Annotated in this window: 10 protein-coding genes and 1 pseudogene; all 11 read left to right on the forward strand. The window is 67.5% G+C overall.

Annotated features, from left to right (window positions below):
• A complete protein-coding gene (gene kdpB / locus DT343_RS04410) occupies positions 1-2,067 on the forward strand; it encodes a potassium-transporting ATPase subunit KdpB (RefSeq protein ID WP_112861890.1) in 2,067 nt (688 codons plus the stop codon).
• Positions 2,067-2,222 (forward strand): hypothetical protein, encoded by a 156-nt coding sequence (locus DT343_RS17440; protein ID WP_156363166.1) that lies wholly within the window; start codon positions 2,067-2,069, stop codon positions 2,220-2,222. Before kdpB ends, DT343_RS17440 begins: the two co-directional genes overlap by 1 nt.
• Positions 2,215-2,931, forward strand: coding sequence for a TorF family putative porin (locus tag DT343_RS04415; RefSeq protein WP_112861891.1), 717 nt, complete (start codon positions 2,215-2,217; stop codon positions 2,929-2,931). Before DT343_RS17440 ends, DT343_RS04415 begins: the two co-directional genes overlap by 8 nt.
• A gap of 10 nt (positions 2,932-2,941) precedes the next feature.
• The gene (gene kdpC, locus DT343_RS04420) at positions 2,942-3,520 is read left to right on the forward strand and encodes a K(+)-transporting ATPase subunit C (RefSeq protein WP_112861892.1); all 579 of its coding nucleotides are present in this window, start codon (positions 2,942-2,944) and stop codon (positions 3,518-3,520) included.
• A complete protein-coding gene (locus DT343_RS04425; RefSeq protein ID WP_112861893.1) occupies positions 3,521-6,193 on the forward strand; it encodes a sensor histidine kinase in 2,673 nt (890 codons plus the stop codon).
• A 7-nt stretch (positions 6,194-6,200) separates the two neighbouring features.
• Complete coding sequence (locus DT343_RS04430; RefSeq protein ID WP_112861894.1) at positions 6,201-6,884, forward strand: response regulator; 684 nt, start codon at positions 6,201-6,203, stop codon at positions 6,882-6,884.
• 469 nt (positions 6,885-7,353) lie between these two features.
• A complete protein-coding gene (locus tag DT343_RS04445; protein ID WP_112861896.1) occupies positions 7,354-7,935 on the forward strand; it encodes a class I SAM-dependent DNA methyltransferase in 582 nt (193 codons plus the stop codon).
• Positions 7,932-8,786 carry a glycosyltransferase family 2 protein gene (locus tag DT343_RS04450; protein WP_112861897.1) on the forward strand — a complete coding sequence of 285 codons (855 nt, stop codon included), beginning with the start codon at positions 7,932-7,934 and terminating at the stop codon, positions 8,784-8,786. The genes DT343_RS04445 and DT343_RS04450 overlap by 4 nt, the downstream gene beginning before the upstream one ends.
• Before the next feature lie 400 nt (positions 8,787-9,186).
• Positions 9,187-10,368 (forward strand): annotated as a pseudogene (locus tag DT343_RS17995) (CarD family transcriptional regulator); the annotation flags it as partial.
• Between the two features lie 344 nt (positions 10,369-10,712).
• Complete coding sequence (locus DT343_RS17750; RefSeq protein WP_112861898.1) at positions 10,713-12,179, forward strand: helicase-related protein; 1,467 nt, start codon at positions 10,713-10,715, stop codon at positions 12,177-12,179.
• 137 nt (positions 12,180-12,316) lie between these two features.
• Positions 12,317-13,675, forward strand: coding sequence for an alpha/beta fold hydrolase (locus DT343_RS04465; RefSeq protein ID WP_112861899.1), 1,359 nt, complete (start codon positions 12,317-12,319; stop codon positions 13,673-13,675).
• Positions 13,676-13,709: the final 34 nt, after the last annotated feature.

Below are 13,709 nucleotides of genomic sequence, written 5' to 3' on the forward strand. Positions count from 1 at the left end.
ATGACACAAGTAACTCTGGATCCCCGCGAGGGCGGCCGTGCGTCGCCTCTTGCGGGCGGCCTCTCGGGACAGATGATCGGACGCGCCGTGGGCGACGCCTTCGTCAAGCTGAACCCCGTAAAGCTGATCAACAATCCGGTCATCTTCACCACCTGGATCGTGGCGCTTCTGTCCACGCTCTCGGCCGCTGCGGCCATCGCGAGCGGTCAGTCGGCGGGCTTTGCGGTGCAGCTGGCGCTGTGGCTATGGGCCACGGTCCTGTTCGCCAATGTCGCCGAAAGCATCGCTGAAGGGCGGGGCAAGGCGGCGGCCGACAGCCTGCGCGCGACCCGCGTCACGACCAAGGCCAAGCTGATCGTCGATCCGAAGACCGGCAGCGTGGTCCCCACCAATGCTTCGGAGCTTGAAGTCGGGTCGATCATCCTGGTCGAGGCCGGCGATGTGATCGCCTCGGACGGCGAAATCGTCGAGGGCGTCGCCTCGGTCAACGAGGCCGCCATCACCGGCGAGAGCGCCCCGGTGATCCGCGAAAGCGGCGGCGACCGTTCGGCGGTGACCGGCGGCACCACCGTCGTCTCCGACTGGATCAAGGTGCGCATCACCGCCAAGCCGGGCTCGACCTTCCTCGACCGCATGATCGCCATGGTCGAGGGCGCGGACCGCCGGAAGACGCCCAACGAGCTGGCCCTGGCCGTGTTGCTGGCCGGCCTGACCCTGATCTTCCTGATCGCGGTCGTGACCCTGGTGGGCCTGGGCGCCTATTCGGGCGTCGATCTGGACCCGATGGTCCTGGGCGCACTGTTCATCACCCTGATCCCGACCACGATCGGGGGACTGCTGTCCGCCGTCGGCATCGCCGGCATGGACCGGTTGCTGAAGGTGAACGTGCTGGCCACCTCGGGCCGTGCGGTGGAGGCGGCAGGCGACGTCGACACCCTGTTGCTCGACAAGACCGGCACCATCACCTTCGGCAACCGCATGGCGACCGAGGTCATCCCGGTTCCGGGCGTGCGTCCGGAAGCCGCCCTGGCCGCCGCCGTCATGGCGTCCCTGGCCGACGAGACGCCGGAAGGCCGCTCCATCGTCGAACTGGGCCGCAACGCCGGGATTTCGGTCGAACAGCCGGCCGGCGCCGTCGCCATCCCCTTCACCGCCGTCACCCGCCAGTCAGGCCTGGACGTCGGCAAGGACAGCTGGCGCAAGGGTGCGGTCGATGCCGTGCTGAAGGATCTGAACCTGACGGACGGTTCGGCCCCGGCCGAGTTCCGCCAGGCTGTGGACCGGATCGCCCGTTCGGGCGGCACGCCCCTGGCCGTCACCCAGAACGGCGTCCTGGTCGGCGTCATCCACCTGAAGGACGTGGTCAAGCCGGGCGTGAAGGCGCGCTTCGCCGACCTGCGCCGCATGGGCCTGCGCACCGTGATGATCACCGGCGACAATCCGGTGACGGCCGCAGCCATCGCTTCGGAAGCCGGGGTGGACGACTACCTTGCCGAGGCCACGCCCGAGGACAAGATGCGCCTGATCAAGGCCGAACAGGCCAAGGGCCGTCTGGTCGCCATGTGCGGCGACGGAGCCAACGACGCCCCGGCCCTGGCCCAGGCCGATGTCGGCGTGGCCATGCAGACCGGCGCCCAGGCCGCGCGCGAGGCCGGCAACATGGTCGATCTGGACAGCGACCCGACCAAGGTCATCGAGATCGTCGAGGTCGGCAAGCAACTGCTGATCACGCGCGGCGCCCTGACGACCTTCTCGGTCGCCAACGACGTGGCCAAATATTTCGCCATCATCCCGGCGATGTTCGTGGTGGCCCTGCCGTCGCTCGGCGCGCTGAACGTCATGCGTCTGCACAGCCCCGAGAGCGCCATCCTGTCGGCGGTGATCTTCAACGCCCTGGTCATCGTCGCCCTGATCCCGCTGGCGCTGAAGGGCGTCAAATACCGGGCAATCGGCGCCGGCGCGCTTCTGGGTCGCAACCTGCTGATCTACGGCCTGGGCGGCCTGATCGCCCCGTTCGTCGGCATCAAGCTGATCGACCTGCTCATCTCCGGCCTGGGTCTGGCGTGATGCGTCGGGAGGTCTCTCGCATCCTGCAACTCGTTGTGGCGGTGCTGGTCATCGCCGTGATGTGGGGTGTGGCGACGCTGCAGCAGACCGATCCGCGCACCCGCTCCAACCCCATGGCCATTCATCCTGTTCGAATAGAGAAACCCAATGCGTAAATCCTTCTCCAACGCCTCGGGCCGCAACGACGCCTGGTTCGCCGCCGCCTGTATCGTCGGTCTCGCCGGTCTGGGCCTGTGCAGCGAAGCCAAGGCCCAGGACGTGTCGGCTAACGTCGCCGTCACCTCCGACTACGTCTTTCGCGGTGTCAGCCAGACCCAGGAAAACCCCGCCCTTTCGGCCGGCGTCGATCTGACCAGGAACGGCTTCTACGCCGGCGGCTGGGCCTCCAACGTCGATTTCGGCGACGACACGGACGCCGAGGTCGATCTGTATGCCGGCTATCGGCCCGAGGTCGCCGGCTATGCGCTGGACTTCGGGGTGATCGGCTATCTCTACGCCGGTCAGCCCGACGGCGCCGACTATGACTATGTCGAGTTCAAAGCCGCCGCTTCGCGCGCCTTTGGCCCGGCCACCCTGGGCGCCGCCGTCTATTATTCGCCCGACTTCTTCGGCGCGGCCGAGGACGAGGCGACCTACGCCGAGGTCAACGGCGCGGTCAGCCCTGCCGACAAATGGACCGTCTCGGGCGCCGTCGGCCGTCAGTGGGTGTCGTCGGACCTGGACTACACCACCTGGAACCTGGGCGCGGCCTATCAGCTGACTGACAAGCTGGCGGTGGACCTGCGTTATCACGACACCGATCAACACGACTTCGGCGACATCTACGGCGCACGCGCCGTAGCCACGCTGAAGGCGACCTTCTGAGGCGACGGCCATGGTCAACCAACTTCGCCCGGCCCTCGTCATGACGGCCCTGTTCACCCTGCTGCTGGGCCTGGCCTATCCGCTGGCCGTCACCGGCATCGCCCAGGTCGCCTTCCCGGATCAGGCTAACGGCAGCCTGGTGCGCGACGCCGGCGGCAAGGTCGTCGGTTCGTCCCTGATCGGCCAGCCTTTCGTCAGCGCGACCTATCTGCATCCGCGCCCGTCGGCGGCAGGCGACGGCTATGACGCCGCCGCCTCGTCCGGCTCCAACATGGGGCCGCTGAACCCGGACCTGATCGCCCGCGTCGCCGAAAGCGCCCAGGCGATCCGCGCCGAGGACGGCCCCGGCGTCATCCCCGCCGATGCGGTGACGACCTCGGGTTCGGGCCTCGACCCGGACGTGTCCCCGGCCTACGCTCGGCTTCAGGCCGCGCGGATCGCCCGCGCCAGAGGCGTTCCCGTGCAACAGGTCCAGAGCATCATCGAGGCGCATATCGAGGGGGCCTTCCTGGGCTTCATCGGCCAGCCGCACGTCAATGTCCTGCTGACCAACCGCGCGCTGGACGCCCGCTTCGGGGCGGAGGGCTGATTGCCCGAAACGGCGCCCGCAACGCCCGCGACTTCAGCCGTTCCGCGCCGCAAGCGCGGGCGGCTGAAGGTGTTTCTGGGCATGTCGCCCGGCGTGGGCAAGACCTATGAAATGCTGCGCGCCGCACGCCGCCGAAAGGCCGAGGGGCTGGACGTCGTCGTCGGCGTGGTCGAGACCCACGGCCGCAAGGAGACGATGAGCCTGCTGCGCGGGCTTGACGTCATGCCGCGCGCGCCGATCGAACACCGCGACCGCGCCTTGATGGAGTTCGACCTGGACGGCGCGCTGGCGCGACGGCCCGAACTGCTGCTGGTCGACGAATACGCCCACTCCAACGCGCCCGGTTCGCGCCATCCCAAGCGCTGGCAGGACGTGGAGGAACTGCGCGACGCCGGCATCGACGTCTGGACCACGCTGAACATCCAGCATCTGGAAAGCCTGTCCGACGTCATTCTGCGTATCACCGGCGTGCGCCAGCGCGAGGCCGTGCCCGACAGCGCCCTGACCGGCGCCGACGATATCGAGGTCATCGACATCACGCCCGAAGACCTGCGGGTGCGTCTGGCTGAAGGCAAGGTCTATGTGCCCGAAACGGCGCGGGTGGCGTCCGAGAACTTCTTCAAGATCGAGAACCTGACGGCCCTGCGCGAACTGGCCCTGCGACGCGCGGCCCAGACGGTGGACGACCAGCTTCTGACCCATCTGCGCGAACGGGGCGTGTCGGGGCCGTGGGCGGCGAACGAGCGGATCCTGGTCTTGGTCGGCGGCGACGCCATGACCGCCTCGCTGGTTCGCACCGGGCGGCGAATGTCCGACATGATGATGGACGCCCCCTGGTCGGTCGCCCATGTCGAGCGGCCCAGCGGATCGCGCGCCGACGCCCGGTCGGCGGGACGGCTGGCCGAGGCCTTCAAGCTGGCCGAGCAGCTGGGCGGACGGCCCGTGACGATCAGCGGTGACGACGTGGTGCGCGCCGTTCTGGACCACGCTCACCGCAACAACGTCACCCAGATCGTCATCGGCAAGACGCGCGGCGGGCGGTTCGCCGAATGGACCGGCCGGGCCTTGGCGACCGAACTGCTGCGCAAGGCCCAGGGCGTCGCCGTCCACGTCGTGACCGAGGGCGATCTGGTCGCGCCCGAACCGGCGGCCAAGTCCGGCGTCAGGGCGGCGCTGGACTGGCGCGGCTATCCGGCGGGGGCAGGGTTAGTCCTGGCGGCGACAGGCGCAGCCCTATTGCTGGACACCCGGTTCGAGCGGGTCGATCTGGGCGTCATCTATCTGGCGGCGGTGGTGGCGGCCGGGGTGCTGAACGGCCTCAGACCTGCGCTGGCGGCGGCGACCCTGGCCTTTCTGACCTACAACTTCCTGTTCCTTCAGCCGCGCTACAGCTTCCTGATCGGTTCACCGACCGACTTCCTGACGCTGCTGCTCTTCTGGGGCGTGGCCTTGGGCACAGGCGCCCTGGCGGGGCGGGTGCGCGAACAGGCCAGAGCCGCCCAGCGGCGCGCCGCCGCCGTCTCGGCCCTGCTGGCCGCCAGCCAGACCCTGTCGGCGGGCCAGGATCGTGCGACCACGGCCCGCAGCCTGGCCGAACAGGCGTCAGCCGCCGCCGGCGCAAGCGCCGTCGTCCTGCTACCCGACGGCGAGGACATCGTTCTGATGGCGGCCAGTCCCGAGGGCGTGACCCTGGCCCCCGACGCCATGGCCGCCGCGCGCTGGGCCTGGACCCACGGCGAGGTCACGGGCCACGGCACCGGCACACTGCCGCAGACCCACTGGCGGTTTCAGCCCCTGCAGGGCGTGCGCGGCCGGGCCGGCGTGGCGGGCGTCGACGCCTCGGCGGTGGCGGCGGGGTCGGACGAGGAACGCCTGGCCATGGCCCTGCTGGACCAGGGCGCCGTGGCGCTGGAGCGCGCCGATCTGGCCGGTCAGGCGCTGGAGACCGAGACCCTGCGCCGCGCCGACCGTTTCCGTGCGGCCTTGATGAATTCGGTCAGCCACGATCTGCGCACGCCCCTGTCCACCGTCCTGGGCTCGGCGACGACCCTGATCGACTATGGCGCGACCCTGAAGCCCGAGGTTAGCGACGACCTGCTGCTCAGCATCCGCGAAGAGGCCGAACGCCTGTCGCGCTATGTCGGCGATCTCCTGGACATGACCCGGCTGGAGGGCGGCGGCCTGAACGTGCGCACCGACTGGGTGGACGTGCGCGATGTTCTCAACGCAGCCGCAGAACGGGTGAACCGTCGGCTGGAGACCCGTCACGTGACCCGCGACTTTCCATCCCAGCTGAGCCTCGTCCTGTTGGACCAGGGTCTGCTAGAGCAGGCCGTCGTCAACATCCTGGAAAACGCCATCGCCTACAGTCCCGACGGCTCGACCATCGAACTGGCGGCCTATGAGGATCGAGGCTCGGTCGTCATCTCAATCGAAGATGAGGGCAGGGGAATACCGACCGCCGAGCTGGAAAGAGTCTTCGACAAGTTCCGTCGAATGGAAGAGCCCACCGACCGATCAAAGGGCGCGGGCTTGGGCTTGGCCATATCCAAGGGGTTTGTCGAAGCCATGGGCGGCCGCATCGCTGCCGCCAGCCCAATCGCCGACGGCAAGGGCACCCGCATTCTGATCAGCCTTTCGAAGGCGATCGCGACCCACCGCGACCTGCTATAGAGCGCCCATGTCCGCCGTCCGCCCCGTGATCCTCGTCATCGACGACGAGCCTCAGATTCACCGCTTCCTGTCGCCTGCGCTGGACGCGGCCGGGTATCAGCCGAAACGAGCGGACAGCGGGCAGGATGGCTTGCGGGGCGTCGCCCTCTGGTCGCCCGATGCGGTCGTTCTGGATCTCGGCTTGCCTGACATGGACGGCAAGGATGTCCTGAAACGCGCGCGAGAGTTCTACGCTGGTCCGATCATTGTCCTCTCGGCGCGGGACCGAGAGGCGGAGAAGATCGCGGCCCTCGATCTGGGCGCCAATGACTATGTCGAAAAGCCCTTCGGCATCGGTGAACTCCTGGCCCGTCTGAGGGTGAGCATGCGCGCCTCGATTTCCGAGACCATCGGTCCCGTGACCGCTGGAGACATCTCCATCGACATCGAACGCCGCCGTGTCCGTCGCGCTGGCGAAATCGTCAAACTGACCCCCAAGGAGTTCGAGGTTCTCGCGCATCTGGCCCGCCACCACGGCAAGGTCATCAGCCACGGCGATCTGCTAACAGCCGTCTGGGGCGCCGCTCACGTCAACGACACACAATATCTTCGCGTTGTGGTGGGGCAGCTGAGACATAAGCTGGAGGCCGATCCGGCTAGCCCAATCCTACTGCTCACCGAGCCTGGCGTTGGGTATCGGCTGGAAGCCTGAATGTGCGCTTGCTGGCGCGCAGCCAGAATCGGGTCTTGGGGCGAAGTCGGCTTGGCGTCCGGCCAGGTGACGCAAGAGCACCGGGGTTGGGGGCGCGACGCGATGCCTGCGGCGAAGAGAGCGGCTAACGCCCCGTCCACGGCGCCGTCGCCGCGCCGGCCAACTCATGGAGCACGCCCAGCGCCAGGCCGCCAGCGGGAAGCCGACGGTTGAGGACGTCCTGGCCGAACGTTAGGACGCCGAAGTGAGTGCCGCCGGCCGGTCGCCGTGTTCGATTATGTCGTGTGGGGGGCGGCTCCGCCCAGGTCGAAACTGCGGATCACGACGCGACCTCTAAGGGCCGGCCTTCGGGCCTATGCCTTGTCGGCCCACCAGAGTCAGTTGACGCCGATGTTCGGCCAAGGGTTCCGGCTCGAGAAGGAGAGGGGGCTGCGGGCCGCCTCGGACACCCTGTATCGGCGCGACGCCTATGGCTGAACGCTCGCTTCCCGCCGCCTATTTCGAAGGCATCTTCGCCGGGGACGCCGATCCGTGGGATCTGGCCTCCAGCCCCTATGAGGCGGCCAAGTTTGATCGCACCATCGCCGCTCTGTCGGCGCGGCGAGCGGCTTGGGCGCTCGAGGTCGGCTGTGCGGGCGGCGTCCTGACCGAGCGGCTGGGCGAAATCTGCGATCATCTGTTGGCGATCGACGTCAGCCCGACCGCTCTTGAGAGGGCGCGTCAGCGTTTGTCGGAGCGGCCGAACGTCCGGTTCGAGGCCGCGGCCTTCCCTCGGGACTGTCCGGTTCTGGACGGGCTGGATCTCGTCGTCCTGTCCGAAGTGGCCTATTACTGGAGCGTCGCCGATCTGGACCTTTCGACGCGACGCATCGCCGACGGGTTGGTCGAGGGGGGACGCATCCTTCTGGTGCACTGGACCGGCGAGACCGACTATCCCCAAACCGCCGACGACGCCGTGGAACGCCTGTGGCTCGGATTGTCGGACATTATGAAAGTGGATCTCGCTGAGCGGCATCCGAACTATCGGCTGGATTTGTGGACTCGCCGATGACCTCACTGTCCGCTCTCACGATGGTTCGCAACCGGCAGGCGCATCTGGACCGATTGGTCGAGGGATTGACCCTCAGCGCCTCGCCGCCCGACGAACTGATCGTCATCGACATGAGCGATGCGCCCGTGACGCTGCCGCCACTGAGCTTTCCCGTTCGCGTCGAACGTCTGGCGGGCGACGCCTTGCCTCTGGCCGCCGCCCGAAATCTGGCGGCCGCTTCGGCCTCAAGCGATAACCTGTTGTTGCTCGACGTGGACTGCATCGTGTCGTCGTCAGTTTGCGGCCGGATGCAGGCCCTGCTCGCCGAGCATGCTGCCGTCGTCTGTCCAGAGGTGCTCTATCTACCCGCCGGAGCCGTCCGGCCGGGCCCACTGTCGGAAACCGATCTGAGAGCAGCCGGCCGGCCCCATCCCGTGCGCCCCTTTCCGCAAGAAGGCGAAAGCTTGGAGCGCAATCCCGGCCTGTTCTGGTCTCTGACTTTCGCGATCCGTCGCTCAACCTTCCATCGGATCGGCGGATTCGACGAGACCTATGTCGGCTACGGCGCCGAAGACACGGACCTGGGTTTTCGCATCGCGCGAGAGGGCCTGCCGCTTCTCTTCGCCGGCGGCGCGCCGGTCTTCCACCAGCACCATGAGAGCTATGATCCGCCCCTGCAGCATTTTCGCGCCCTGATCGCCAACGCCAAGCGCTTTCACGCCGCCTGGTCGGTCTGGCCGATGGACGGTTGGCTGAGGGCGATGGCGGATCTCGGACTGGTCGACTGGTCGTCGGACGGATTGACCATCCGGCGCGATCCCACGCCGGCCGAAATCGCCGCCGCACGAAAAGATCCTGCAAATCCCTTCTAGGCCGGTTCCGTCACGCTGGCGGCTCAAATGAGCCGTCGGGGGTACGAAAGCGGGCGCAACCCTCGGCCGGGCTTTGGGTTGAGCCAGGATGAAATCGTCTCCCGCCGACACAGATCTTTCCGCCACAGGCCAGCAGGTCCTGGTCGATGGTCCAGCCCCCCAGGCGGACGACGGCAAGCGTTGGAAAATGCCGGCGGCGGCCGTGGCGGCCGGACTTGCTGAGATAACGACCAAGCGCTCGCAGGCCGTAGTGTTCATCGCGACCAGCGAACGTCGCGCCGATGAGATTGCGGCGGCGCTCTCGCCGATGGTGAAGGACGCCGAGGTGCTGGTCTTGCCGCCTTGGGACTGCCTGCCTTACGACCGCGCCGCGCCTTCGCGCGAGAGCATGGGGCGGCGGATGGCCGTCTTGGCCGCCCTGAACGAAGCCAGCGCAAGGCCCGTGTTCCTGGTCGCCTCGCCCGATGCGATCGTGCAGCGGACGCCGTCGCGCGGACGGATCAAGGCTCGCTTGTCGCTCGCGGCGGGCGAGGCGCTGGATCGCGAAGTCCTGGAGTCGTTTCTGACAGATACGGGCTATGCGGCGGATGAGCGGGTCGACGAACCTGGCGAGTACGCTCTGCTCGGCGCGGTGGTCGACGTCTTCCCGCCCGCGTCTGCAACGCCTTATCGCATCGTCCTGGATGAGGCGGACCGGATCACTGAGATCCACGCCTTCGATCCCGTATCGCAACGCCGGGGCGCCGAGATTGAGATGATCTGTTTGACCCCGGCCGCAGAGTGGAGCGACCGATCGGCCGAGGATGACGATCCCGATCATCAGGACACGGGGCCGTCGATCGATGCTGAGACGTCGACGACCCTGTTTGATTTCCTCGACAAGCCCATGATCCTGACCGACGTGGGTGTCGAGGATCGGTTCGAACGTATTCGCGCGCATGTGGCCGAAGCCTATGACACGCGCCTGCGGTTCAGCGAGGGCGCGCGTCCTCCGAAACCCGACAGCCTCTATCTGACGGAGAAGGATGTTGGTCAGGCGTTGGAAGGCGCCAAACCCCTGAGCGTCGAAGGTTGGGCGCCGACGCCGGCCTTCGCACTGGAGAAGTCGCCGGGGCGGGCCCTGAAACAGTTCATTGCGGAGCGGCGCGAGGCGGGCGATCGCATCGTTCTGACAGGATTGCCTCATGAGCACAGGATCGTCATGCGGCTGCTGCGCCGCCACGATATCGATGCGCCCGTGGCGCTCGAGAACTGGAGCGCGATCGAGCCTCTGCAGCCCGGGCAGATCGCCGTCGTAATCGCCGATCTGGACACAGGCTTCCGACAGTCGGCCGCCGGTCTTGTCGTCCTGACGCCTTCGGACATATTCGGCGGCCGGATCGCACGAGGATCCGGCGACACGATCGATGCGTTCGGGGAGACCGAGCTGCGGTTGGACGATGTGGTCATCCACGAAGACCACGGTCTGGGTGTTCTGAAGGCGTTGGAGCGGGTCGCTGCCGATGGTGTCGAGCGCGACGTGCTGCGCATCGAGTATCATGGTGGAGGGACAATCCTCGCGCCGGTCGAGGAGTTCGGCAAAATCTGGCGCTACGGCTCGGAGCCGGACGCGGTTTCGCTGGATAGGCTGAACACCCAAGGATGGCTGAAGCGTCGCGCCAAGGTCAGCGCGCAGATCGATGAGGCCGCAGCGGCCCTGACCGCTCGGGCCGAAGCGCGTGCAGCGTTGAGGACCGAGCCAATCACCGCGCCGCGTCAGGCGCTGGCCCGGTTCGCCGCCGGGTTCGCCTTCCCCGAAACGGCCGATCAGGCGCGCGCCATCGAGGCGGTCCTGTCCGACCTGGGATCCGGCAAGCCCATGAACCGGCTCGTCTGCGGCGATGTCGGTTTGGAAAGACCGAGGTCGCGCTGCGCGCCGCGGCGGCCGTGGCCCTTGCCGGCAAACAGGTCATCGTCGTCGCCCCGACCACCGTCCTGGCGCGCCAGCATTTCGAGGTGTTCAAGAGACGGTTCAAGGACACGGACATTCAGGTCGGCCACTTGTCGCGCGCCGCAGACAGCGCGGAGGCGCGGGCGGTCAAGGCAGGGCTGGCGGACGGCTCCATGCGCGTCGTGGTGGGTACGCAGGCCCTGGCGTCGGAAGGGTTGGCGTTTTCCGACCTTGGGCTTGTCATCATTGATGAGGAGCATCGCTTCGGCGCGCAAATGAAATCTGCCCTGGCAGAGAAGGCGCCGCATTTGTTGTCGATGTCGGCCACGCCGATTCCGAGGACTCTTCAAAGCGCCATGGTCGGCATTCAGGACGTCAGCCTGATCGCCAGTCCGCCTGCGCGGCGTCGGCCCATCCGAACCTTCATGACGGCGTTCGACGCCGGAGCGGTTCGCCTGTCGCTGATGCGCGAGAAGGCGCGGGGCGGGCAGAGTTTCGTGGTCGTGCCGCGGATCGAGGATATGGAACCCTTGGCGGAACGCCTGAAGACCCTGACGCCCGAGCTGTCCGTGGTTTCGGCGCACGGCGACATGTCCCCGTCCGCGATCGACGAGGTTATGAGCCGGTTCTCCGACGGGGAGGGGGACGTGCTTCTGGCCACGAACATCATCGAGACCGGCCTGGATGTGCCCCGCGCCAATACGATGTTGATCTGGCGGCCGGACCGGTTCGGCCTGGCGCAACTGCATCAGCTGCGCGGGCGTGTCGGCCGGGGGCGGCGCCAGGGCTTCACCTATCTGCTTTCCGATCCCGAAGCGCCCATGGCGGCGGCGACGGAGGCCCGTCTTCAGACATTGGAGGCTCTGGACCGACTGGGGGCGGGCTTCGCGATCAGCGGGCGCGATCTGGACCTGCGCGGCGGCGGCGATCTGGTGGGCGAAGAACAGGCCGGACATGTCAGGCTGATCGGCTCGGCCCTTTATCAGGCCGTCCTGGCTCGGGCGCTCGCGGCTGCAAAAGGCGATCCCGATCCTGACCAGGCCTCTCCCAGTCTGAACGTCGGCGCGACAGGGCATCTGCCGGCGGACTACATCCCCGACGAAACCGTCCGCATCAATCTGTACGCCCGGTTGGCGCGCGCCACGACGGCGGAAGATGTCGACGCCCTGCGAGACGAAGCCGAAGATCGGTTCGGTCCTTTACCCGACCCGGCAGAGGACCTGTTCACCGCCCGTCGCCTCGCGGCGCTCGCCCGTGATGCCGGCGTCACGGAAATCGTGTCGGGACCGAAGGCCACGGCGTTGCGGATCGCGGCGGCGCGTCGGGCCGGCATGGAAGCCGCCTTCCCGTTAAGCGACGATCGACGCTGGTCCGAGGATCGCATGATCGTCGACGCCGCCAACGATCAACCGCACGACACGGCCTTCATCGAGAAGCTTCTGACCGAATTGGCGGCGGCCTGAGGGCAGGGCGGGTTTGCGCCGGTTTCAACGTCCGGGGCCTGTTTTGTTGGGAGCAATTCCGCCGCTGGCGCGCTGATCGACGACCGCCGGCCGACAATGGCGGGGTCTCGCGTCTTCGCTTTCAAAAAAGCCCCTGCATGCCCACAGACACTCGCCTCACCGTCGTCTTCCTTCATTCCCTGGGCTCGAGCCGCCACGATTGGGACGCGGTGATCGACCGGCTTTCCTATGAGGTGCTGACGGTCGCGATCGATCTTCCAGGGTTCGGGGACAGGGCGGGGGAAGGCTATGGCGATGTCCAAGCCGTGCTCGAGGACCTGAGCCGCCGCCTGACCGATCTCCATCTTCCGCGCTGGATCCTTGTCGGCCACAGCATGGGCGGCAAGTTTGCGACCTTGATCGCCGCGCGGGCGCGTGACGGGGCGGCGGGTCTGAGCGGGTTGCTGGGCGTGGTGCTAGTCGCCGGATCACCACCCTCGCCGGAGCCGATGGACGAGAGCAGGCGTGCGGATATGCTGACCTGGTTCGACGATCCGACCAGGATCGAGGATCGGGGACGCCAGTTCATCGACGCAAATACCGCCGTCGGTCTGCGGCAGGCGGCCTTTGATCAGGCGCTGGCCGATTTCACCCGAACCAACCCCGAAGCCTGGCGCGGATGGCTGGCCGAAGGATCGCGCGAGCACTGGTCCGATCAGGCCGGCGTCCTGCCTTTCCCCGCCCTGATCATCGCCGGCGCGGAGGACGACGATCTGGGCGAGGCGGCGCAGCGGCGTGTCAACGCCCCCCACTATCGCGCGGCTGACGTGGTGGTCGTTTCGGATGCCGCGCACCTGATCCCTCAGGAACAGCCAGACCGTCTCGCCGGCCTGGTTCTAGAGTTCGTCGAGAAGCTCGGTTCATCTGCGCTGCCTCCACGCTTCGTGGATCTGATGGCGTCCGATCGCGTGTCGGATCGCACGCGACGCGCCATGCTGGATCGTCACTTCGGTCCGGCGCCAGCTGACGGCGGCGTCCTGAACCCGACCCAGCGCGCCGTGCTGTCGGCGATGATCGCGCGCATTCTGCCTGGTGCAGGCGATCCGGATGATCTGACGCGGCGTCTGGATGTGGGGCTCGCCAGCGGACAGGGCGACGGGTGGCGGTTCGCCGATCTTCCCTTGGACGCCGAGGCCTGGCAACGCGGGCTGGATGAGATCGCCGCCACGGCGCCGGGTTTCGCAACTCTGACGCCTGAGCGCCGGGACGACATCCTGCGCGCCATTTCACAGGGCGAATGGGCGGGGCCGGGCCGGCTTTCGGCGGACGCCATGAAGCTGTGGTTCGAGGACGTGATATCCGAGGCCGCGCGCCTGTGGATGTCGCTGCCGGCGACTTGGGCCCAGATCGGTTACGACGGTTTCGCCACGGGCGGCGAAGGCCGGTTCCAGGGCCACGACCAGACGGCGGCGGACCGTAACGAACCGTGGCGTTTGCCGCTGGAGGGCGTGGGTTGAGCGCGCCTGCAAGGACGGCCCGCGAAACCGATGT

Source organism: Brevundimonas vesicularis (assembly GCF_900445985.1).
Lineage (GTDB): Bacteria > Pseudomonadota > Alphaproteobacteria > Caulobacterales > Caulobacteraceae > Brevundimonas > Brevundimonas vesicularis_D.

Bases quoted from the DNA above. Each gene is read 5' to 3' on its own strand.
- DT343_RS04465 (WP_112861899.1), top strand. From the start codon at position 12,317: ATGCCCACAGACACTCGCCTCACCGTCGTCTTCCTTCATTCCCTGGGC.
- DT343_RS17440 (WP_156363166.1), top strand. From the start codon at position 2,067: ATGCGTCGGGAGGTCTCTCGCATCCTGCAACTCGTTGTGGCGGTGCTG.
- kdpC (WP_112861892.1), top strand. From the start codon at position 2,942: ATGGTCAACCAACTTCGCCCGGCCCTCGTCATGACGGCCCTGTTCACC.
- DT343_RS04430 (WP_112861894.1), top strand. From the start codon at position 6,201: ATGTCCGCCGTCCGCCCCGTGATCCTCGTCATCGACGACGAGCCTCAG.
- DT343_RS04445 (WP_112861896.1), top strand. From the start codon at position 7,354: ATGGCTGAACGCTCGCTTCCCGCCGCCTATTTCGAAGGCATCTTCGCC.
- kdpB (WP_112861890.1), top strand. From the start codon at position 1: ATGACACAAGTAACTCTGGATCCCCGCGAGGGCGGCCGTGCGTCGCCT.
- DT343_RS04415 (WP_112861891.1), top strand. From the start codon at position 2,215: ATGCGTAAATCCTTCTCCAACGCCTCGGGCCGCAACGACGCCTGGTTC.
- DT343_RS04450 (WP_112861897.1), top strand. From the start codon at position 7,932: ATGACCTCACTGTCCGCTCTCACGATGGTTCGCAACCGGCAGGCGCAT.